A 22101-nucleotide genomic window follows, 5' to 3' on the forward strand; every position below is an offset into this window, starting at 1 on the left:
ATGCACTTATTACCAAAACCAAAAAGCCTTCAGCTCGCTGAGGGAAGCTATGCTTTACCCAAAATTTGGCAGATTAGCTTGCCAAACGAGCTTGATCAACGAGTTTCAGCCAGTTTGGCTCAACTTGGAGAGCATGAAGTCGTGGCGCAAAACGCCAATTTGACCCTAACGCTTGATTCAACAATTGCTCATGCCGATGGTTATCGTTTGCAAATTGCTGCTGCTGGCGTGCAAATCGCTGCGCAAACTGCTGCTGGCCTGTTTTATGGCCTGCAAACGCTGCGCCAAATTCAACAGCAATCAGCTGCGCAATTGCCCTATCTTGTGATCGACGATACGCCAGATTTTGCCGTGCGCGGCTTTATGCTCGATATTAGCCGCGATAAAGTGCCAACCATGGCTACGCTCTATGCGCTGATCGACGAATTAGCCAGTTGGAAAATCAACCAAATTCAGCTGTATATCGAGCATACTTTTGCCTACCAAAACCACCCCACGGTTTGGGCCGATGCTTCGCCGCTGACCGCCGAGGAAGTGCGCACGCTCGATGATTTTTGTCTCGAACGCTTTATCGAATTAGTGCCCAACCAAAACTGCTTTGGCCATATGCGGCGTTGGCTGACCAAGCCAGAATATCGCGATTTGGCCGAGTGCCCTGATGGCTGCGACACTGGCGACCCCGATTGGGGCTACTTTGACGAACCCTTCACCTTGGCACCCGAACACCCAGGCAGCATCGCATTGGTGCGCAGTATGCTCGACGAATTGTTGCCGAACTTTCGCACCCGCACCCTCAACGTCGGCTGTGACGAAACTGTCGAATTGGGCTTGGGGGCAAGTGCAGCGGCAGTTGCTGAGCGTGGCAAGGGTCGGGTTTATCTTGAATTTTTGCAAAAGCTTTATCACGAAGCCCACTCCCGCGGCTATATTATGCAATTCTGGAGCGATATTATTTTGCATTACCCAGAGTTGGTAGGCGAATTGCCACAGGATGCAGAAGTGCTGATTTGGGGCTACGAGGCCGATCATCCGTTTGAAGCTCAATCGGCCACAATTGCCAAAGCTGGCCTGCCATTTTATGTTTGCCCAGGCACCTCAAGCTGGAACACCGTCGCAGGCCGCACCACCAACGCCTTGGAAAACATCGCCAACGCCGCTAAACATGGCTTGCACTATGGCGCTAAAGGCTTTTTGATGACCGATTGGGGCGATAACGGCCACTGGCAGCCGCTGGTAACCAGCTATCTTGGCTTGGCAATTGGTGCTGCTCGCGCTTGGAACGCACTGGCCGAGCTTGATGTGGTGGCTTTGCTTGATACCGTAGTTTTTGCTGATAGCAACAAGGTTTTGGGCAATTTGGTCTATCAATTGGGCGATGTCTATCGCGCTGTACCACCATTGTTGCACAACACTTCATCGTTGTTCCGTATTTTGCAAGCCAACCCCGAAGCAATTGCTAATTTGAAACTCGACCGCGAAGGTTTACATAACGCCGATGAGATTCTACTGCAATTGCGCAACGAGTTGCCAAACACCAAGCCACAACGCGCCGATGGTGAACTCTGCTTGGTCGAGTTGGCGTGGGCAATTGATTTGCTGCGCCATGCAGTGCAACGCGGCTTATGGGTGCTTGATCAACAGCCAAGCGAGCAGGCTAGCAACCTGCAAACCGAAATCGACGGCTTGATCGAGCGCTTCCAAGAAGTTTGGTTGAGCCGCAATCGGCCAGGCGGCTTGCAAGATAGCTTGAAACACTTTGCCACCTTGCGCAGTAGCTATGGCGAGGTTCAATATGCCTGATCTCTTGGTCAAGCTCTACGAATTGCCAGCTATACCGAGTATCGCTGGCGTGACGATTCGCCGTGCAATTGCTCCTGAGCGCCATGTTGTGCTCGATTGGGTAGCGCGTTTTTTCTACCCAGCGTGGCGCAGCGAGTGTGCTGTGGCCTTTAGTCAAACCCCAATTAGCTGCATCATTGCGGTCGAAGAGCAAAAACTCTTGGGCTTTGCCTGCTACGACACCACGACCCGCAACTTCTTTGGCCCAACCGGGGTTGACCCCGATTGCCGTGGGCGCGGGGTTGGCACGGCTTTGTTGGTCGCGGCCTTGGAGGCGATGAAACAGCAAGGCTATGGCTATGCAATTGTGGGGGATGCAGGCCCAGTTGAGTTCTATCAGCGCACAGTTGGCGCAATTGTCATCCCCGATTCAACCCCCGGCGTGTATCGCGGGATGTTGCAAGGTGATGCATGAGCAGCCTACGGTTTGAAAACGCCACGATCTATACGCCTGAGCTGAGCGCTATGCGTAGTTTGGCGATAGCCAATGGGCATATTGCCGAGGCCTCGCCAGCAGCGCCATGCTACGATCTGACTGACCTGATTGTCGCGCCAGGCTTGATCGATTTGCAATTGAATGGGGCATTTGGCCACGACTTCACCAGCGATCCCCAAACGATTGCTGCGGTTGCGGCCAAGTTGGTGCAATATGGCGTGACGGCCTTTTTGCCAACGATCATCACCTCGCCGCTGAGCCAAGTTGCGTTGGCCCAACAGGTGGTACAGCAGGGCGATTTTGCTGGCTCGCGAGTGCTGGGCTTGCACCTCGAAGGGCCGTTTCTCAACCCAGCCAAGCGCGGCGCGCATAATCCTCAACATTTGCAAAACCCCAATTTGGGGGTGATTGAAAGCTGGTCGCTGGCCAATGGCGTGCGCTTGGTCACCTTGGCCCCCGAACTTGATGCAGCTGCTGAAATCATTCAAGCCTTGGTTGAGCGCGGCGTGGTAGTGAGCGCTGGCCACTCAGAAGCTACATTCGAAGAAGCAGAAGCCAGTTTCAATCAAGGTATTCGCGCGGTAACCCATTTATTCAATGCCATGCCAAGCTTGCACCATCGTGAGCCAGGCTTAGCCGGAGCCGCCTTGAGCGACCAACGGATCACGATTGGCTTGATTCCCGATGGGGTGCATGTGCATGCTGGTTTGGTGCGCCATGTTTGGCAAAGTGCCAGCCAACGCATTGCAATTGTGAGCGATGCCCAAGCTGCACTTGGCATGCCCGATGGCGAATATCTATTGGGCGACACAACCTTGACCGTAGCCAATGGCGAGGCACGCCGCAGCGATGGCCGTTTGGCGGGCAGCGTGTTGGCTATGGATCAAGCCTTGCGCAACATTCATGCTTGGACAAACAGCCCACTAGAACAGATTTTGCCAGCTTTTACCACGATTCCGGCCAGTTTGTTGGGCTTGGCTCACTATGGCCGGATTGTGATCGATAACCCTGCTGATTTGGTGATTTTCGATCAGCACTATCAGGTTGTTGCCACGCTTGTTGGCGGCAACATCGTCTATGGTTCTACAACCTTGGAGCAACGTCAATGCTAACCCAAAGCCATCTGTATCGCGAAATTTATGAGCAACCCCAATCGCTGGCACGGCTGCTCGAGGCTGAAAAAGCCACGGTTGCCAGCTTGGCGGCAGCCATTCGCGAACGCAATATCAGCCAAATTGTGATTGCTGCCCGTGGCACGAGCGATAATGCTGCCCGCTACGCCCAATATTTGCTTGGCTCAATCAATGGGATCTTAGTCACCTTAGCAACCCCAAGCCTGTTTTCAATCTATCAACGCCCGCCGGTGTTGGGCAATGTGTGTGTGCTGGGCATTAGCCAAAGCGGCAAAAGCCCCGACATCGTGGCTGTACTCACCGAAGCTCGCAAACAAGGCGCCCTAACTGCCGCGATCACCAACAAAACCGATTCGCCCTTGGCCCAAGCAGGCGATTTTGTAATCGATCTGCATGCTGGCGAGGAATTGGCGGTTGCTGCGACCAAGAGCTATAGCGCTCAATTGGTTGCAATTGCGATGCTCAGCACTGCTTTGTCCGATGATGCTAGTATGAATCCTGCGCTGGAGCGGTTGCCGCGCTTTGTTGGCGATACCCTCAGCAATTTGCCAGATATGGCGAATGTGGTGCAGCGCTATCGTTACATGCAACAATGTGTGGTGATTGGCCGGGGCTACAATTATTCGACCGCCTTTGAATTGGCGCTCAAACTCAAAGAATTGACCTATACAATTGTGCAGCCCTACAGCAGCGCCGACTTTTTGCATGGTCCAGTGGCGGTGCTCGAACAGGGTTTTCCGGTGATTGTGATTGCGCCAAGCGGCCCGATGTTGCCCGAAATGCAAAGCTTCATCCAAACGATTCGCGAGCGTGGCGCGGAAATTCTGGCGATTAGCGACGATCACGATACCTTGCGTTTGAGCCGCACACCCTTGCGCACGCCAAACGGCTTGCCCGAATGGCTCTCGCCAATGATCAACATTGTGCCTGGCCAATTGTTGGCCTTGCATCTCGCCCACACCCGCGATTTCGATGTTGATCAGCCGCGTGGTTTGCGCAAAGTTACCGAAACCCGCTAGGTTGTTTCAATACTCAACGTTTATCAAGCCTTGCCTTTGAGCAGGGCTTTTGGTTTTTAGCCAAAAGCGATGTTGAAATTAATTTCAATTTAAATAGCCAGTTTGCCTCCAAAACTGGGCAATGCTAGACTATAACCAGACTTGATTTGGTATGTCATTCATAGGAGGTATAGAATGCCAACCATTACTGTTCCCGAAGCACTTGCATTGCGCTTACAACAACATGCTTTGGCCCACCACCAATCAGTGGAAACATTGGCTATTAGCTTATTGACGAGTGCATTAGATAGCGTGATTAATCCTCAGCTACTTACTGTCGTCCAACGAATTCAATCTACTCCGCCTAATCCAATCCAAATTCGTCCGGCCCAGGGATCACTTGCAGCTTTGCTTCACGACGATCAAGGGTCTGATCCAGCCATTGGTCAGGCATGGGATGCAGCGTGGCAAGAGGTTGAAACTACAATTCACGAGCTGAATATTGATGATGCAGCCCACGAGGAACCTCGCTAGGATGGCAATTTACCTTTTAGACACGAATCACGTTTCGCCTTTAATTACTCCTAGTCATCCGCTGCGCCATCGTGTAATCACGGCTATAGCCGCTGGAGCAACCTTTGCAATTTGCGTCCCGATGGTGACTGAGCTAATTTTTGGCATTGGTCTGCTACCTCGTGCGGTGGCGAATCGAGCAGCGTGGGCACAGATCCAACCCTTATTTCCCTGCTATTTGCCTGATGAAACTGATGCAGTTCATGCAGCAGAGATGCAAATTGCCTTACGTCGCCAAGGTCGTCAACTGGCCACCGTAGATGCCTTGATAGCGGCTCTCGCGTTGCGCTATGACTTAGTATTGCTAACCACAGATAAGGACTTCGACGCAGTTCCAGAACTGCGAATAGAAAATTGGCTACGCTGATAATTTTATTAATGATTTGTGCAATTCGTGGCTAAAAACTCCGCTGGAACAACCAAAGCTTGGAGCATTAGGCAAGTAATTGTTGCACCACGATCTATACTGTTGCTAACACAAATTTCGACTGCAAGGAGTTTGCAATGCAGCAACGAACGCTTGGCAACGGCGGCTTGATCGTTTCGGAAATCGGCTTGGGCTGTATGGGCATGAGCCAAAGCTATGGCCCTGGCGGCGATAAACAATCAGCAATCAACTTAATTCATACGGCGGTCGAGCGCGGCGTAACCTTCTTCGATACCGCCGAAGTCTATGGCCCCTATCTCAACGAGGAATTAGTTGGCGAGGCGCTGGAGCCGTTTCGCAATCAAGTTGTTATTGCAACCAAGTTTGGCTTTAATTTATACCCCGATGGCAAACCAGGTTGGTCGGGAGTCAACAGCCATCCTGATCAGATTAAACGCGTCGCCGAAGCATCGCTCAAACGGCTGCGGATCGAAGCAATCGATCTGTTTTATCAACATCGCGTTGATCCGAATGTACCAATTGAAGAAGTGGCTGGCGCAGTTAAAGAGCTGATTCAGCAAGGCAAAGTTAAGCATTTTGGGCTTTCCGAGGCTGGGGCGCAAACGATTCGCCGCGCCCATGCTGTGCAGCCAGTCGCCGCCTTGCAAAGTGAATATTCGTTGTGGACACGCGAACCGGAAGCTGAGATTTTGCCAGTTTTGGCGGAATTGGGCATCGGCTTTGTGCCATTCAGCCCGCTAGGCAAGGGCTTTTTGACTGGTAAAATCGACCAAAGCACGGTATTTAGCGAGGGCGATATTCGCAACAGTATTCCACGGTTTAGCGCCGAAGCCTTGCAAGCCAACCAAGCTTTGATTGATTTGTTGAACGAGATTGCGAGCCAAAAACAAGCTACGCCAGCCCAAATTGCCTTGGCATGGTTGCTGGCCCAAAAACCATGGATCGTTCCGATTCCTGGCACGCGGCGCTTGGAACGCTTGGAAGAAAATCTGGGCGCGGCAGCGATTAGCCTGACTGCTGAAGATTTGCAGGCAATTGAACAAGCAGCAGCCTCGATTAAGATTCAAGGTGCGCGCTACCCTGAGCATTTAGAAAAAATGACTGGTTTATAGCAGCTTGCGGCGTTGGAACATCCCAGGGTCGCGTTTATTTGTTTGGTGGGTTTGGCCCAGGAATTGGCTCTGGAATAATTTCTGGCTCAAACCCAGTTATTTCGCTGCCCAAACGCCCCAACAACACCTTAAATTGATCAGGATTATCAGGATGCCACTCGAAGCGAGCACGCTCGAACCATTGGGTAATCACCTCATCGCCATCAGGATTAACCTCAAATTGGGCGCTGGTGAGCGGCAAGCCAAAGAGTTGCAACGAACGCGCATAGCTATCCAAGCCTGCGGTGGTTGTGCCATGGCTTTGCCAAAACTGCTTGAAGCCCATACCATCTGCTTGATTACAGACGTTATGCCCGGTTGCTGCAAACCACAAACAATCAGGGGCTGGTCGGCGCGCTGCTGGCTCCAAATCACGGTTGAGCTGGGCCATACGCTCTTTGCCAAGCAAGCCAATTTGAATTTCGTAGGCGGTGCCAGCCAATGTTTTGTGCTGCTCCAAGCGTTGGCGTTCAGTCCATTGAATATCGAGGATTGGGCCTTGATCAGGGGCTTGATAGCGATCTTTGGCGCTAATCGGGTAGCCAAAAACTGGCAGGCCGCCATTAGTAACCCAGTATTCGTCAAATGGAGCTTCAACACAATAGGCTTTGACTTCGGGGAAACAATAGTTGCTGGCAGCAGTGCTCGCACGAATTGGCACGATGAACAGCACACTCATCAGCAATAATCTCAGCTGTTTCATGGCAAACCTCCTTGCTTTGGCTGCGAGTATAGCATAGTTGGGGTTGAGGGGTCAGGGTTCAGGGTTTAGGGTTCAGGAGGGGAAATTTTAACACAGCGGTGCCGAGAGCGGAAGGATGAGGGATGAATTATGAAGGATGAATTTGATTGATTCATGGAATTCGGTTAACATAAGCGTTCGTAGTTTCCTAGCCCCAATCCCCAGTCATTGATCCTCAAAGCCTGTTTCGCCACCCTTCCGTCCCTCCGCCTGGGGTTTCATCCCCCAGAACCCCCTAATGTTTATTTCGTGGATTGTTGTTACGCTACCTGTATACTACATAATGTGCTTCGTACTTTTTGTGGATCAATCCCCATCCTCAGCCCCTGACTGCTGGCCCTCATCCCTACCTAACCTCCGATCCCCAGCCACTGATCCCTTCTTTTATTGAATAATTACTAAAATTTTTAAGTTTATTCTTTAGATTTTTTTATTATAATCGAGCTATGTTCGATGATGATCAGGAGGCAATGGATGCGACGTTTGGTTCAACTTTCGCTGCTGATGGTGTTGGGTGTCGCATGGCTTGGTTCGACGCGGGCACATACCGCAGTTCCAACTGGAACTTCAATTGTGTTCGATGAAGCCTTGGCAACTGGTTGGCAAAACTGGTCGTGGAGTACGGCGGTGGCGTTTGATAGCACAGCCCAAGCGCATACTGGCACAAAATCGACGGCTGTGACCTTTGAAGCTTGGGGCGGTTTTTCGCTGCACTCACCTGGGCTAATTCCCGCCGAGGCCTTGACGGGCATTAGTTTTTGGGTTTATGGCGGCACTGGTGGAACCCAATTTAATGCTGGTGTAACCACGACCGATGGTGGCAATATTGTCACGCCAGTCTTGATTAATGCGCCTGCTGGCGAATGGACACAGGTGCAATTGACCATGGCTCAGTTGGGCAATCCCAGCGCCGTTTCGCGGATCAATCTGCAAGAATCCACGGGCGTAGCCCAACCAACTTTCTACCTCGATGATATTACGCTGAATGTGGTTGATTTTGCGCCGCCAGGCACGGTTAATGTGACGATTGACACCGATCAAACGGTGCTTGATTTTAATGCGCGCAACGCCTTAGGCACAAACTATGGTATGTGGGGCGTGGAAGCTGCGGCTAATCCAACCTTTCTTGCGCGCAGTGGTGCTTTGGGCAATATGACGATTCGCTTGCCCGGCGGTTCGATGAGCCAAGATCATGGCGCAATTAACTGCGAATTGGGGGCTGGCAACACGATTGCCAATGCATGGCCATGTAATTACGAATGGGCCATGACTCCAACTGATTTTATTGAGTTTTTGAGCGCAACTGGTCGCGATGCAATTTGGACGATCAATACCAACGTAACCTCGGGCGAAGCTGCTGCCTTGGTAGCCTTCTTCAATGGCGAAGTCACTGATCAACGCTCGCTTGGAACCGATCACAAAGGCGTCGATTGGCGCACGGTTGGCTACTGGGCACAACTGCGCGCCAGCCATGGCAACCCTGCCCCAGTCGGCATCAAATATTGGGATTTTGGTAACGAAACCTATGGCTCCTGTGTTGCAGGCTGGGAAGTTGGCTGGACCTGCGATGGCGCTGAATATATCAACGGTTTGACAACCCCTGCGCGCCACGAAGGCTATATTGACGTTCGAGCTGCGATGAAGGTCGTCGATCCAACAATTATGGTTGGCGTAACTGGCTTGGCCAACCCAACCGAATTCAACAACTGGACAACCAAAGTGCTGACCGAGGGTGGCGATGTGATTGATTACATCGCGATTCACCCTTATTCATTTGTTGATGTGCCAAATAACGATGCGCTTGGCCGCTATTTGATGCTTTCCCGCCCGCAAAAGCAATGGCCCGAAGTCTTTGCAAGCACCCGCCAAGCAATCGCCGATTTTGCCGAAGGCCGCGAGATTCCAATTATGATTGGCGAATACAATTTGAGCGCTGGCTGGCCTTACGATCCCCAAGCGATGATGACCAAAGCGCTGAATATGTTGTTTATTGCTGACACGACTGGCCAAATTATTCAAGGCGATGTGTTGGCGGCTAATCATTGGCTGTTGAATGGCAATGTTCAAACCAACGGTACCGATTATGGCTTGATTGGCGATGTGCCAACCTATACCCGCAGTCCCCAATATTATGCCTTCCATCTCTGGCAGTTTTTTGGCAATCGCTTGCTTGAATATACCAGCGATGCTGATGCAGCAACTCAAATTAGCTTCTATGCTGGCAGTGATGGCCACACCATCTCGTTGATGGCGATCAACAAAACTGGCCAAGCTACCACCACCAATGTGCAACTTCGCGCAGGTGGGTCGGTCATTCCAGCAATTTCTGGCTCGATTGATATTGCTCAAGCTGCAAGCCTCGATGCCACCACAATCACGTATAATGGTCAAACCAATGTGAACGATGATTTTAGTAATGCGCAGACGCTCGAATTGACTGATGTGGGCGCAACCACAACCGTCACGCTGCCTGCCTACTCAATCACGCTCTTGCGGTTTGCAACCGACGACAGCGCCTATACCATCTACAATCCGTTGGTGCTGTTCAACAAATAGAATGGATAGATTGTGTTCGACCCATTAGCCGAATTGTCGGCGCTTGATCAACGGGTACTGTGCGATTTAGCCGCACAGTACCCTGTTAAATTAACCCTCGAACCACCAACCGCAGGGCTACCATTGTGGCAACTGTTAATTGAGCGTTTGCAGCTTTCCGCTACCTTGGCCCAAACCCTGATGGTGCGCGGCGCAATTTGGATCAACAGCGTGCGTGTCAATGATCCTTTGGCTGAGGCTCCGCCAGCAGGTGAATTGGTGGTGCATACGCCGCCTGCTGGCTTATATGCCAACCCAATTATCACTCCAGCCCAAATAATGTTTGAAGATGAATGGATTTTGGTGCTGAATAAACCCGCCACTTGGTATAGCGTGGCTACGCCATGGGATACGTTTGGTCATCTCGAAGGGGCATTGGCGCGCTTTTTCATTCAGCGCGATGGCGAGGCTGTGCCATTTCATCTCGTCCATCGGCTTGATCATGGCACTTCTGGCGCGTTGATCGTCTCGAAAAATCCTAGCCTCAACAGCCGATTTCAGCGCATGTTTAATGAAGGTCGGGTTGAAAAAACCTACCTTGCGCTGGCTAGTGGCGTGCCAACGTGGCGCGAATTAGAAGTTGTAACTGGCCATTCACGCGGCGAACATGGCTTGTGGTCGGTCTATCCTGAGGCGATGATTGATCAATTGTATGGCCCGAAGGATCGACGGGTGCGGCGGGCGCATACCAGTTTTACAATGCTGGCTATGGGAGCGAACGCAAGCTTATTGGCCGCCCGTTTGCACACTGGGCGCACCCATCAAATTCGCCTGCATGCGCTGCATATTGGTCATCCGTTGGTTGGCGATCAACGTTATGGTGGTATAACGCAGTTTGGCAATTTAATTGTGAAAGAGCAATTATTACACGCTGCATGGCTGCAATTTCCCCATCCGCGCTATGGCTCAACGCTTGAACTCACTGCGCCTATGCCGAAGCTCTGGCACGATGTTGGGGCAGCAGTCGGGATTGATCTGCAAGCTGAAGTTGTGCAAACAGGAAACCAAGCGCCATGAGTTTATTCATTCTTTGTGCTTTTGCCTTGTTGGCGGGCTTTATCGATGCGGTTGCTGGTGGCGGCGGCCTGATTCAATTACCGCCCTTGTTGATTTTACAAAAAGATGTTGCCCCTGCACTCGTGTTGGGAACCAATAAATTTGCGGCGGTAACCGGCACAGCAACGGCGGCAGTTAATTACAATCGGCGGGTGAAGGTTAATTGGCGGATTATTGGGCCAGGCATGCTGAGCGCAGCGCTGTGCTCGTGGCTTGGAGCGCGGGCTGTTAGCTTAATTCGGCCAGAGCTATTTCGGCCAATTATGCTGCTGTTAATTATTGCGATGGCAATTTATACATTTAAACGTAAAGATTTTGGCAGCACTGCCCGCGAAACCAAAGCCTCTGTGCGGCCAATGCCCTATGTTTTGGGCTTTTGCGGCCTAATTGGCTTTTACGATGGGATTTTTGGGCCGGGCACTGGCAGTTTGTTGATGTTTGCCTTCGTGGGGATTTTGGGCTTCGATTTTCTGCAAGCCTCGGCTTCGACCAAAATTATTAATGTAACTACCAATGTTGCAGCTTTAGTTCAATTTCTTAGCGCTGGCCAAATTATCTGGCATTTGGCACTGCCAATGGCAGTTTGCAATATTGTCGGGGGCATTATTGGCTCGCGCATGGCACTGGCCAAAGGTAGCAAGTTTGTGCGCGTGATCTTTCTTGTGGTCGTGGTTGGGGTCATTTTGCGCTATGGCTACGATATTGTGCAAAGCATGCTTTAAAAGTATGAAGGATGAGGGATGAAGGCAGAAAGCAAAAGTCAAAAATCAAAAGGCAGAAATCAAAATAAGCGCAGAGAAAAGGATGAAGGGTGAAGGCAAAGCGTAACTAATTAACTTAACGCAGAGTCGCAGAGGGAAAATGAAGGATGAAGGATGAGGGATGAAGCGTAAGGCCTTGGAAAGAGAAACCTTCGCGATCTTCGTGCGCTTCGCGGTTTCAAGCCTTCGTGTTCCTTCGTGTCCTTCGTGGATCAATATTCTTAACGCAGAGGTGCAGAGGTATCGATAGAACATAGAACATAGGAAATTAGGAAATTAGGCTATCAAACAATCCATCTGGGCTAATCTGTGGAATCTGTGGCTAAAATGATCTTCGTGTTCTTCGTGTTCTTCGCGGTTTCAATTTTTGCCTTCTGACTTCTGACTTTTGCCACTTACCCTAGATCTAGAATATGCGAAAAACGGTGTATAATTCAGCATCCAAATGGTATGCATCTTGCATGATTCAGGAGGGTTGGTTCGCGCACTAAGGAGGCACGCACTGCAATGAACACACCCACTTGGGCGGTGGAACTTGACCACGTAACCAAAGAATTTCGCGGCAGCACAGCCGTTCGTGATGTTTCTTTAAAAATCGCGGACGGTGAATTTTTTTCCCTACTTGGCCCCTCTGGCTGTGGTAAAACCACGCTACTCCGCATGATCGCTGGCTTTGAAAACCCTAGTAGTGGCGATATTTACATCGAAGGCGAGTTGATGGGTGAAACGCCTGCCAATCGGCGCGATGTGAATACTGTTTTTCAGAGCTATGCGCTCTTTCCCCATATGTCGGTGGCTGAAAACGTGGCCTTTGGCCTGCACATGAAAAAGATCAACAAGGCTGATGTTGCCACCCGCGTGAAGCAAGCGCTGGATATGGTGCAGCTGCATGCATTTGGCGATCGCCGCCCCAAGCAACTTTCTGGTGGTCAGCAACAACGGGTCGCTTTAGCTCGCGCCTTGATCAACGAGCCAGAAGTGTTGTTGCTTGACGAACCTTTGGCAGCGCTTGATCTGAAATTGCGCAAAGAAATGCAATTGGAACTCAAAAGCATTCAGCAGCGCTTGGGCATTACTTTTATCTTCGTGACCCACGATCAAGAAGAAGCCTTGACCATGAGCGACCGGATTGCGGTGATGGAATTGGGCAAGGTGCTGCAAGTTGGCCAGCCAACCGAAATCTACGAACGCCCCAAAACGCGTTTTGTCGCCGATTTTATTGGCGAATGCAATTTTATTGATGGTACGGTGCTGGCGGTTGAAAATGGCGCAGTAACCTTGGAGACTGACGGCGGTGTGCGGGTTGTGGGTACTGGCATGTTTCCAGTTGCTGCTGGTGATCACGCGGTGTTGGCCGTCCGGCCTGAGAAAGTCCGTTTGGTTGAAGGCCAACAGCCCCAAGGTACAAACGTTTTTGCTGCAATTGTTGAGCGCGTCGCCTATATTGGCTCGGATACGCGGATTATTGTGCGTTTGCCTGATGGCTCGCCGTTTGATGTGTGGGAAGCAAACACCGTTTCGACGCTTGACCCAAACCAATATTATACCGCTGGCGACCCTGTTTATGTTACATGGGCCACCCAAAATAGCCTAATTCTCGAACGTTAATCGTACTCTGCTCAGGTTTGTTGGTTTGTGCAAACAAGCAACATCCATGGGGGAACTATGTATAATGCGCGAACTGAGCAACGTCGTGCCTGGTTGCAAGCCTCGCCTGCCTTAATCTGGTTGGGCTTCTTCTTTTTGGCTCCCTTAGTGCTCATTCTGATTTATTCATTCCAAGGCCGCGCCGACGATGGCACAGTGTTGTGGAACTGGTCGCTGGCGAATTATCAAAAGCTGTTTGCTGATGGCTCGTTTTGGCGCACGCTCTGGCTTTCGACCTGGATTGCGCTGGTGGTGACAGCGATCACGTTGGTGGTCAGTTATCCGCTTGCCTTTTTTATGGCAACGCGCAGCCCCAAACGCCGTGGTTTGCTGGTGCTGGCGGTGATGATTCCATTTTGGACTAACTTTCTGGTGCGGATTTACGCGTGGAAAGTGCTGCTTGGCAATAATGGCGTGGTCAATCGCTTTTTAGATCAATTTGATCTTGGGCCATTGCAAATGATCAATAACCCAAGCGCGGTAATTATGGCGCTGATCTATGGCGAATTGCCGTATATGATTTTGCCGCTGTATGCTGCGCTCGAACGCTTCGATTGGGTGCAGCTTGAGGCGGCGCGCGATTTGGGTGCTGGCCGCTTTCAAACATTTTGGCGCGTGCTGTTCCCGCAAACCTTGCCTGGCATCACTGCTGGCTCGATTTTGGTCTTTGTGCCAACTGTCGGGACCTTTGCGGTTTCCGATATTTTGGGCGGCACGAGTGTGAACATGGTGGGCAACAGCTTGAGTTTGCAATTTGGCTCGGCCTCGAATTGGGCCTATGGCTCGGCAATTTCGATGATCTTTATGTTGCTGCTCTTGGGCGCAATCTTGCTTTATTTCAAAGCAACACGGGAGGTGAATGATGGCGAAAATCCTGGCTGATAAGCGCATTGAAACCAAGCACGGGCGTTCGCGTCCGGTGGCCAAACGGCACATGCCTTGGGGTACATGGGCGCTAACGCTGAATGCGATTTTCGTCTACACCTTCTTGTATGTGCCGATTATTGTGTTGGTGTTGTTTTCGTTCAATGCGGCCAAAGTTGGCGCGCAATGGCAAGGCTTCACCCTGCAATGGTACAACGAGCTATTCGCCGATGCCCGTTTGGGCGATGCGCTCTGGACAAGCCTCAAAATCGCTGGTTTATCGACCTTAATTGCTACGACAATTGGTACGTTGGCGGCGTTGGCCTTGGAAAAACGTGGTTGGCGCGGGCGCAAAGCCTTTGATACTGGGCTTTACTTGCCAGTGATTATTCCTGATGTGGTGATGGCTGTCTCGCTGTTGGGCTTTTTCACCTTGGCTTTTCGCCAATTCCAAGCCTTGTTGGGTTTGAATTTGGCGATGGGCTTGTGGACGGTAATCATCTCGCATGTGGCGTTTAATATTTCGTTTGTGACGGTTGTGGTTGGCACAAGTTTGGCCAATTTCGATCGCCGCTTGGAAGAAGCTGCTGCTGATTTGGGTGCAACGCCATGGCAAACCTTTTGGAAGATCAAGTTTCCCTTGATTGGGCCTGGGGTTTTGGGCGGTGCGTTACTGTCGTTCACCCTCTCGCTTGATGATTTTGTGGTAACCTTTTTTACTCGTGGCCCAGGGGTCAACACTTTGACCACCGAAGTTTACGGACGGATCAAAAAATCTATTTCGCCTGAGATTAATGCCATCTCAAGCTTAATGTTACTTGGTTCAACCATCTTGGTGCTGACTTCGTTGTGGATGCAACGGCGCCGCCAAGCCTAATAATCTGTTTTGTGTGTTGTAAGGAGTTTGATTGATGAAACTAAACCGCTTTGGGCTATTGCTCATGGTGCTCAGTTTGTTGGTGGCCTGCGGCGAAGCTAGCCCAACCACCACGCCGCCAACTACGCCAGCTGGCACGGCAACAGGGGGCAATTCTGGCTCAGTTGATCGCAGTAAGCTCAGCGAAACGCTGCGCATCTACGCTTGGGGGGAGTACATTCCCGAAGATGTGCCACAGCTTTTCGAAAGCGAATTTGGCGTAAAGGTCACGGTTGATACTTATTCGTCGAACGAAGAAATGGCTGCCAAAATTCGGGCTGGCAATTCGGGCTACGATATTGTTCAACCTTCAGATTATATGGTAGCTCTGCTGGCCGAGGGCAATTACTTAGCCAAAATCAATCTGGCTAATATTCCAAATGTTGCTAACATCGATCCTGCCAATATGGGTTTGTATTACGACCCAAACAACGAATTTTCTGTGCCCTACTTGTGGGGAACCACGGGGATTGCCTACGATAAAACCGCAGTTTCGCCAGCGCCAACTAGCTGGTCGATTTTGTTTGATCCTGCTCAGTTGAGCGCCTACAAAGGCCGGGTGAGCATGCTCAACGACGAGCGCGAAGTGATTGGCGCGGCCATGCTGTTTTTAGGCAAAGATCGCAACTCTAGCGAGCCTGCTGATCTCGAAGCTGCCAAAAAAGTTTTGCTTGAGCAAAAACCGTTGTTAGCCAAATACAACAGCGATAATGTTTATCAAGATTTAGCCTCTGGCGAAGTCGTCTTGGCGCAATCGTGGAATCTCTACACGGGGTTGGCCATGATCGAGAACGAAAATATCGAGTGGGTTATTCCGCAAGAGGGCGGCGTGATTTGGCAAGATACCATGGCGATTGTGGCTGGCACGCCCAATCAATATACCGCCGAAGTTTTTATCGATTTTATGAATCGGCCTGAAATTGCTGCCAAGGTTGCTGATTTTACTGGAGCTTTAACGCCTAACGTCAAAGCCGAGCCATTGATCGGCGAAGAACTCAAGGCAGTCTATCCTAAGATCAAGCCCAGCGCTGACGATCGCAAGCGGCTCGATTGGCTGCGCAAAGGCCAGAACGCAACCGCCTTCTCCGATGTCTGGTCGGCAGTTAAATCGCAATAACCATTTGGGGATTGGAGCTCGGTTGTTAGGGATTGCTAACATTGATGTTAGCAATCCCTTTTTTGATCCCCGAAGCAACTAGGGTTTAGGGGCCAACAATTGTGAGCTTTCATTAAATATTTAGTACCTTTAGCCTATCAATACATAGGTATAGAATGTTGGATACTTTTTCCTTAAAGACCATTAATCCATAGCTAGCTAAACATGAATTGCGAGGATAGTTTTAGCATAGGAGGACTGTATGCAACGCTTGGCTACAGCTTCAATGTGGTCGAATTTAGCGATTAAAGCACACTGGTTCAGTCATCAGATTGGCATTGATTGCGATGGTCGATGAGTTTAAAGGAGGAATCCAGATGCGGCGTGGTTTGAAGTTCATTATGGTGTTGTTGGTTGTGAGTATGGGCATTCTTCCTGATTCCCGATCACATGGAGCGTTAGCCTTGAACACTGAGGCTGATGGTGCTGCGGCGATGGTTGCAACAGTGCCAGTTGCGTTCGTGGAAGGGACATGGAATCCGACAATTAACACCCCAGATATGAAAATCAATAGTATGGCCGTTGCAAACGAACGGGTCTATATTATCGCTTGGGTCGATGGATCGAACCCTCAACCTGAAGCCCTGCGTGCATGGAATCCGCTAACTCAAGAGTGGACGCTGCTTCAAGCAAACACAGCGAGCAATAGGTGGACTAAATTACAAACAGGCCGTGATGGTCGGCTATATGCGCTGCATACAATCTATGGCAGTTCAGGAACAATACCTCAGCGACGCGTCGCGACCTACAACGGATCGGCGTGGGTTGATGTTACTCCAGTAGCTCCTTTGCCAAGCAATAGCTTTAATTCATATATTGCGCTCAGCAATACTGAGATCTATATGATTGATAACAATCGTAGCTTATTGATTTGGAATGGCACAACATGGACGATTAAGCAAACCCATGAAGATGGGCCTGGAATTGAGGGGATTGCTGACTTACAACATTGTGGCGATGGAATATATTTCACCTATGTTGAGGCGATGCAGGTTAATGAACATGTTGTGACGACGCTCGAAGAGTTACGCAAATATTCACCAGCAACAGGGACGTTTTCGGTGAGTGGAGGGCGGATGCATATGGCGATTTGCGAGGGTGCTAACCGCTATAGCTTTTATAGGGAAAAAATTCACTTTGAGTTGGCAAATACTCCAACTCGCATCTTTGCTACTAGTTACGCTACAGGGTCAACAAGGCCTTGGGTGTTTGCGATGGTCCGAATTGGTGGTTATATCTATGTTACTGGCAGTTTTGACACAGTTGATGGGGTTAAGACTGGGGATGTAGCCCGCTGGAATGGTAGCCGTTGGGAGGGGCTTGGGCCTGAGTTTAGCTCTGATCGAATCTCTGCCGATGCTATCGTTGGGCTTGGCCATCAGGTCTATGTTGCTGGCTTTTATCTTGAGAGTGGGACTGGTGATGGGCCACATATTGCCGCATGGGCACCCACCATGCCCTATACAACCTATAATCCATTGGTAAGCCATAAACCCTAAGCAAATAGATCGAATCCCATTTAATGGCTCAGCATTCAATAATGCCGAGCCATTGGTTTTTATTCGCTACGAATTTTGGCAATCAAGTTGCTGGTCGATAAGCCTGCTTGATACTGAATCAGCTCAACTTGCCCACCATAGGCCAAAACAATTTTGGCTTCGGGCAGCTCTTTGCCGTTGCTTGCTTGCTCGGGGTGCGCATAATCGCCACCTTTAACGTACACATCAGGTTGCAAAGCACTGACTAATGGCTCGGCAGTAAGTGAATCAAACAAGGTGACATAATCGACTGAACGCAAGCCCGCCAGCACAATGCCGCGTTGCAATTCAGGCACAATTGGCCTGGTTGGGCCTTTATAGCCGCGCACCGAAGCATCGCTATTCAATCCCACGATCAACAAATCGCCAAGCGCGCGTGCTGCTTGCAAATAGCTCACATGGCCTGCATGGACAAGATCGAATGCGCCATTGGTAAAAACGACGGTTAAGCCCTGTTTGCGCCACTGTTGGCGGCGCGTTACTAATTCTTCTAAACTGCGAAATGGTGAGTTCATCGATGCCTCATGCAATTTGACCAAATTGAATTAATGCGCTTTGGAGTTCGTTGGGGCTAACCGTGGCCACGCCGATGCGGCGCACGACCAAGGCAGCAGCCGTGTTGGCAAGTTGGGCGGCAATTAATGGGCTATGGCCAGCGCACAGGCTTAGCGTTGCAGTGGCAATAAAAGTATCGCCAGCTCCAGTCGCATCAAATACCTCGCCAATTGGCACCGCTGGAATGTGATGCATGCCTGCTGAATCGAGCAACGAAAAGCCCGCTCCGCCTCTGGTAATTACTACCGCCGCTAACTTGAGTTGATCGCGCAAGCGTTGCAAGCCCTGTTCAACCTGTTGATCATCGCGGAGTTGCTGACCCAGCCATGCTTCTGCTTCGCCCAAATTGCACTTGAGAAAATCGGCTCCAGCGTAAGGTTCAAAGCGGCCTTGGCTATCAACCGTCAATAAAACCTGATATTGTTGACATAATTGCTGAATGTATTGAATGAGCCGCTCGCTGAGCCAGCCAACCCGATAATCTGAGCAGAGCACAGCATCAACCTGGGGAATCAATTGGCCCAATAATTCGATCGCCTGATCTTCTAAATCTGGATCGACAGGCCGCCGATCGACTTTATCGAGCCGCGCTACTTGCTGGGCGACGGTTAATTGCACCGAGGCCAAAATGCGGGTTTTGGTGGTGGTTGGGCGTTGCTCATCGCGCAACAGGCCAGCCGTGCTGACCTTGCGTTTATGCAAGGCATTGGCTAATTCTTGGCCCGCCTGATCGGCTCCAATCAATGCAACAATGCCTGCTGTGCTGCCAAGCGCTGTGATATTGGCCGCAGGATTGGCGGCGCCGCCAGGAATTGTCCGCCGTTGCTCAAATTCTAAGACCGGAATTGCGGCCTCGCGCGAGAGCCGTTCGGGCTTGCCATATAAATATTCATCGAGCACAACATCGCCAACCACCAGGATTCGGCGATTGGCGAGCTGCGCAACATGTTCAAGCGTGATCATGCGTGTTCTCAACATCCAAAATTAACCAACCAGCTTCACCAGCCAACGGGTGAACGCTGGGAATATACGATAGGCCACCCCAAATAGATGATAAATTCGCGGGATAACCCGCTGGGTTGTGGGGTTGGCCGCCACATGCAACACAATATCGGTTACATCGTGGGGCTTGAGTGTGCCAAAAAGCGACGCAAAGCGCGACATCTTATTAAAGTCTGCCGATTCGAAAAATGGCGTAGCAATCGGCGCTGGGCAAACGATTGAACATTTGATTGGCGTGCCCCGTAGCTCAATTTGCAATGCTTCCGAGGCTGCCATCAAGGCATGTTTTGAGGCCGAATAACTGCCCATGTTGTGGGTAGAAACCAAGCCAGCCACCGAAGCCACATTCACAATATGGCCACTATTTTGCTTGCGCATTACTGGCAACACCGCCCGAATACAGTGCATCGCGCCAAAATAATTAACCGTGATCATGCCTTCAAGATGTTTCCAATCGATGTGCTCAATTGAATCGAACACCCCATAACCAGCATTATTGATCAGCAAATCGACCCGCCCAAACGTTGCAACCGCTTGATCGATCAAGGCTTGAACTGCATTAACATCGCTGACATCGGTAGCAACAGCAAGGGCTTTGGCTCCAGTTTGGTTAATCGCAGCAGCCAGCTCATCTAATTGATCAGCTGAGCGAGCGGCCAGCACCACATTGGCTCCGCCGCGTGCTAAGCCTTCAGCAATTAATTTTCCAATGCCTGATGATGCGCCGGTAACGATGGCGGTTTTGCCAGCAAAACTCATGACGTTGCTCCTTGCTGTGCCCAATCGTGGGCAAATTGCTCTAATGCTTGGCGTTGCCAGGGATGCAAGTGCACAATTGGGCGACGCTCTTTAACTAAATTCCAAGCGTTGTCGAGGCTCATACCTTCGGCAATCAACACAGCGGTACATAGCGTTGCCGAACGGCTCATGCCAGCGTGACAATGGATGAGCACTTTATGGCCAGCTTTGGTTGCCTGTTGCACAAAGGCCACACCTTGTTGCAATGCCTCAGTGGTTGGAGCTTGGCGATCTTGGGTTGGTAACCACAAATAGCCCTCGTTACCAAGCGAGCCAAAGCGATCTTGGCGTTCTGCTTGCAGATTGACCGTCACACGCACGCCTTGGGTGTGTAATATCTGCCAATCGTGCTCATCAAAAAAACCGCCGAGATAAAGCTGATCAGTAATTTGGCTTGCTCGTGGCACAACCTTGCCGCCGAGTCGCCGATACAGTCGGCGGGTTCCCATCACAAGCCTCGAGCGCACAATATAAAACCAACGCTGCAAAACGGCCAGCATACCTCAATCCTTTGTCAGTTTTTGGCCTAATCAACGACCGAAAGCCATTGTACCACGCTGTACCACGCCGTTTATCGCATTTTGGTTGAACCTGATCGGGCTATAATAGCTACGATTTTTTATAGTTGCAAGGCGCTTGTGGAAACAAATCCGATTCAAATTGCGTTGGTGGGTGGTGCGCCCTTGGTGCTGGCCAGCTTTTTAGCGCGGCCAAATCAATTTTTGGTGGTTGCAGCATTAGCCGATGGCTCAATCGTGCACGCCCATATGGCAGATCGTGGCCGTTTGTTGACCAAACTTGTGCCAGGTGCGCAGCTTGTACTTGGCCACAAACCAGCAGCAGGTCGTAAAACCGCCTATCAAGTGGCGGGCGTTTATGAGGGCAACGAACTGGTTTCGTTGGATACAGGTTTGCCAAATCGTTTAGTTGAGGCTGCTTTGCGCGCGCAGGCTTTAGCACCATTTGCTGAATATGGCTATGTTGAGCGCGAAGTAAAACATGGAGCCAGCCGCTTTGATTTTGGCCTAGCGCCAGCCCCGCCAACCCACGCCAAGCGCTATGGTGGCGATTGCCCATGGCTAGTTGAGGTAAAAAGTGTTGGTGATGCAGCGGATGGCTTGGCGTTGTTTCCTGATGCGCCAACCGTGCGTGGGCGACGACATTTGCTTGAATTGGCCGAATTGCATGAACAAGGGCGACGCACAGCTGTAGTTTTTATTGTGCAACGCGGTGATGCCCAACGCGTAGCCGTCAATCGCCAGATTGATCCAGCCTTTGCTGAAACCTTGGCTTTGGTTGCTGCTCGCGGCGTTGAAATTTATGCCTATCGCTGCCCCTTGAGCCTTGCTGGCATTCAGCTGGCCGAGCAATTGCCAGTTGAATTGTAGAGAATAAGGATGAAGGATGAAGCCAAAGGAAAAAGGCAGAAGCCAAAAGCCAAAAGCCCTCACTTCGCGGTCTTCGCGCACTTCGCGGTTCCGATCCTTCGTGTGCTGCGTGTCCTTCGTGGATCAGGAAGGTGGCATTTGACAAGCCTTCCGATCTGCGGTAGAATCCCCGGGCTGTCAACGAAGCGTCTGGTTCGCCAGACAGGACACTCACAACTGAGAAAATCGCCCGCAGCGCTCGATTTGACAAGGATTGGCGGCTGTGGTAGAATCCTCAGGCTGTTGACCGACAGCACGATGTTTGCTCAACATCACACATTTGATGAACTGCTCCGCTCCGATGGCCATCTGGCATCAGCGGATTTTTTATCGCCAAAATCGCACCTTTCCAACTGATGGGTGCTGCGTCCGCAGCACATTCCATGCATCAATATTTTCTTTTTTTGTCACCGTCAATGCGTTGGTCGGATTCTACCAACCAACAGAGTGACCGTGCTACCACTCTCTAAATCAGTAGCACACGCAGTGACTTCGGTCACTTGTCGGCGAGTTTGATCCTGGCTCA

Annotated in this window: 21 protein-coding genes; 16 read left to right on the forward strand and 5 right to left on the reverse strand. The window is 50.8% G+C overall.

All coding sequences use genetic code 11. The features are described 5' to 3' along the window. The 7 genes from SE18_RS10105 to SE18_RS10135 all read left to right on the forward strand — a co-directional run bounded on the left by SE18_RS10105 (nucleotide 1) and on the right by SE18_RS10135 (nucleotide 6479). On the forward strand, nucleotides 1-1800 hold the full coding sequence (locus SE18_RS10105) for a beta-N-acetylhexosaminidase (RefSeq protein ID WP_054534322.1): 1800 nt from the start codon (nucleotides 1-3) through the stop codon (nucleotides 1798-1800). Beyond that, entirely contained in the window at nucleotides 1793-2254 is a 462-nt protein-coding gene (locus tag SE18_RS10110; protein ID WP_054534323.1) for a GNAT family N-acetyltransferase, read from the forward strand. Before SE18_RS10105 ends, SE18_RS10110 begins: the two co-directional genes overlap by 8 nt. Further along, complete coding sequence (nagA, locus tag SE18_RS10115) at nucleotides 2251-3387, forward strand: N-acetylglucosamine-6-phosphate deacetylase (protein WP_054534324.1); 1137 nt, start codon at nucleotides 2251-2253, stop codon at nucleotides 3385-3387. Before SE18_RS10110 ends, nagA begins: the two co-directional genes overlap by 4 nt. Next, entirely contained in the window at nucleotides 3381-4427 is a 1047-nt protein-coding gene (locus tag SE18_RS10120) for an SIS domain-containing protein (protein ID WP_054534325.1), read from the forward strand. Before nagA ends, SE18_RS10120 begins: the two co-directional genes overlap by 7 nt. A 174-nt stretch (nucleotides 4428-4601) precedes the next feature. Further along, the gene (locus SE18_RS10125; RefSeq protein WP_054534326.1) at nucleotides 4602-4940 is read left to right on the forward strand and encodes a hypothetical protein; all 339 of its coding nucleotides are present in this window, start codon (nucleotides 4602-4604) and stop codon (nucleotides 4938-4940) included. 1 nt (nucleotide 4941) lies between these two features. Beyond that, nucleotides 4942-5346 (forward strand): type II toxin-antitoxin system VapC family toxin, encoded by a 405-nt coding sequence (locus SE18_RS10130; RefSeq protein ID WP_054534327.1) that lies wholly within the window; start codon nucleotides 4942-4944, stop codon nucleotides 5344-5346. Nucleotides 5347-5483: 137 nt separating this feature from the next. After that, the gene (locus tag SE18_RS10135; protein ID WP_054534328.1) at nucleotides 5484-6479 is read left to right on the forward strand and encodes an aldo/keto reductase; all 996 of its coding nucleotides are present in this window, start codon (nucleotides 5484-5486) and stop codon (nucleotides 6477-6479) included. Between the two features lie 34 nt (nucleotides 6480-6513). Here SE18_RS10135 and SE18_RS10140 read toward each other — a convergent pair whose 3' ends face one another. Further along, nucleotides 6514-7221, reverse strand: coding sequence for a hypothetical protein (locus SE18_RS10140; protein ID WP_054534329.1), 708 nt, complete (start codon nucleotides 7219-7221; stop codon nucleotides 6514-6516). A 513-nt stretch (nucleotides 7222-7734) separates the two neighbouring features. Between SE18_RS10140 and SE18_RS10145 the strand changes: the two genes are divergently transcribed. From SE18_RS10145 to SE18_RS10180, 8 genes are all read left to right on the forward strand, one after another. Continuing rightward, nucleotides 7735-9816, forward strand: coding sequence for a hypothetical protein (locus SE18_RS10145; RefSeq protein ID WP_054534330.1), 2082 nt, complete (start codon nucleotides 7735-7737; stop codon nucleotides 9814-9816). 12 nt (nucleotides 9817-9828) lie between these two features. Beyond that, nucleotides 9829-10872 (forward strand): RluA family pseudouridine synthase, encoded by a 1044-nt coding sequence (locus SE18_RS10150; RefSeq protein ID WP_054534331.1) that lies wholly within the window; start codon nucleotides 9829-9831, stop codon nucleotides 10870-10872. Next, nucleotides 10869-11633 (forward strand): sulfite exporter TauE/SafE family protein, encoded by a 765-nt coding sequence (locus SE18_RS10155; RefSeq protein WP_054534332.1) that lies wholly within the window; start codon nucleotides 10869-10871, stop codon nucleotides 11631-11633. The genes SE18_RS10150 and SE18_RS10155 overlap by 4 nt, the downstream gene beginning before the upstream one ends. A gap of 546 nt (nucleotides 11634-12179) precedes the next feature. After that, a complete protein-coding gene (locus SE18_RS10160; RefSeq protein WP_054534333.1) occupies nucleotides 12180-13280 on the forward strand; it encodes an ABC transporter ATP-binding protein in 1101 nt (366 codons plus the stop codon). 57 nt (nucleotides 13281-13337) lie between these two features. After that, nucleotides 13338-14201, forward strand: coding sequence for an ABC transporter permease (locus SE18_RS10165; RefSeq protein WP_054534334.1), 864 nt, complete (start codon nucleotides 13338-13340; stop codon nucleotides 14199-14201). Next, nucleotides 14179-15060 carry an ABC transporter permease gene (locus tag SE18_RS10170; protein WP_054534335.1) on the forward strand — a complete coding sequence of 294 codons (882 nt, stop codon included), beginning with the start codon at nucleotides 14179-14181 and terminating at the stop codon, nucleotides 15058-15060. Before SE18_RS10165 ends, SE18_RS10170 begins: the two co-directional genes overlap by 23 nt. Before the next feature lie 34 nt (nucleotides 15061-15094). Further along, nucleotides 15095-16216, forward strand: a complete 1122-nt coding sequence (locus tag SE18_RS10175) for a polyamine ABC transporter substrate-binding protein (RefSeq protein WP_054534336.1) — start codon at nucleotides 15095-15097, stop codon at nucleotides 16214-16216. A gap of 356 nt (nucleotides 16217-16572) precedes the next feature. Continuing rightward, a complete protein-coding gene (locus SE18_RS10180) occupies nucleotides 16573-17754 on the forward strand; it encodes a hypothetical protein (RefSeq protein WP_054534337.1) in 1182 nt (393 codons plus the stop codon). 59 nt (nucleotides 17755-17813) lie between these two features. Here the strand turns inward: SE18_RS10180 and rfaE2 are convergent, their stop codons facing one another. From rfaE2 to SE18_RS10200, 4 genes are read right to left on the reverse strand one after another with little or no spacing between them, the layout of a single operon-like run. Further along, entirely contained in the window at nucleotides 17814-18308 is a 495-nt protein-coding gene (rfaE2, locus tag SE18_RS10185) for a D-glycero-beta-D-manno-heptose 1-phosphate adenylyltransferase (protein ID WP_054534338.1), read from the reverse strand. Nucleotides 18309-18315: 7 nt separating this feature from the next. Beyond that, nucleotides 18316-19311: a bifunctional heptose 7-phosphate kinase/heptose 1-phosphate adenyltransferase gene (locus SE18_RS10190; RefSeq protein ID WP_054534339.1), complete on the reverse strand. Its 996-nt coding sequence runs from the start codon at nucleotides 19309-19311 to the stop codon at nucleotides 18316-18318. Nucleotides 19312-19332: 21 nt separating this feature from the next. After that, complete coding sequence (locus SE18_RS10195; protein WP_054534340.1) at nucleotides 19333-20109, reverse strand: SDR family NAD(P)-dependent oxidoreductase; 777 nt, start codon at nucleotides 20107-20109, stop codon at nucleotides 19333-19335. Further along, a complete protein-coding gene (locus SE18_RS10200) occupies nucleotides 20106-20648 on the reverse strand; it encodes a protein-tyrosine phosphatase family protein (RefSeq protein WP_054534341.1) in 543 nt (180 codons plus the stop codon). The genes SE18_RS10195 and SE18_RS10200 overlap by 4 nt, the downstream gene beginning before the upstream one ends. A 138-nt stretch (nucleotides 20649-20786) precedes the next feature. Between SE18_RS10200 and sfsA the strand changes: the two genes are divergently transcribed. Continuing rightward, nucleotides 20787-21536, forward strand: coding sequence for a DNA/RNA nuclease SfsA (gene sfsA, locus SE18_RS10205; protein WP_201783486.1), 750 nt, complete (start codon nucleotides 20787-20789; stop codon nucleotides 21534-21536). Nucleotides 21537-22101: the final 565 nt, after the last annotated feature.

It is taken from the genome of Herpetosiphon geysericola (assembly GCF_001306135.1).
GTDB lineage: Bacteria > Chloroflexota > Chloroflexia > Chloroflexales > Herpetosiphonaceae > Herpetosiphon > Herpetosiphon geysericola.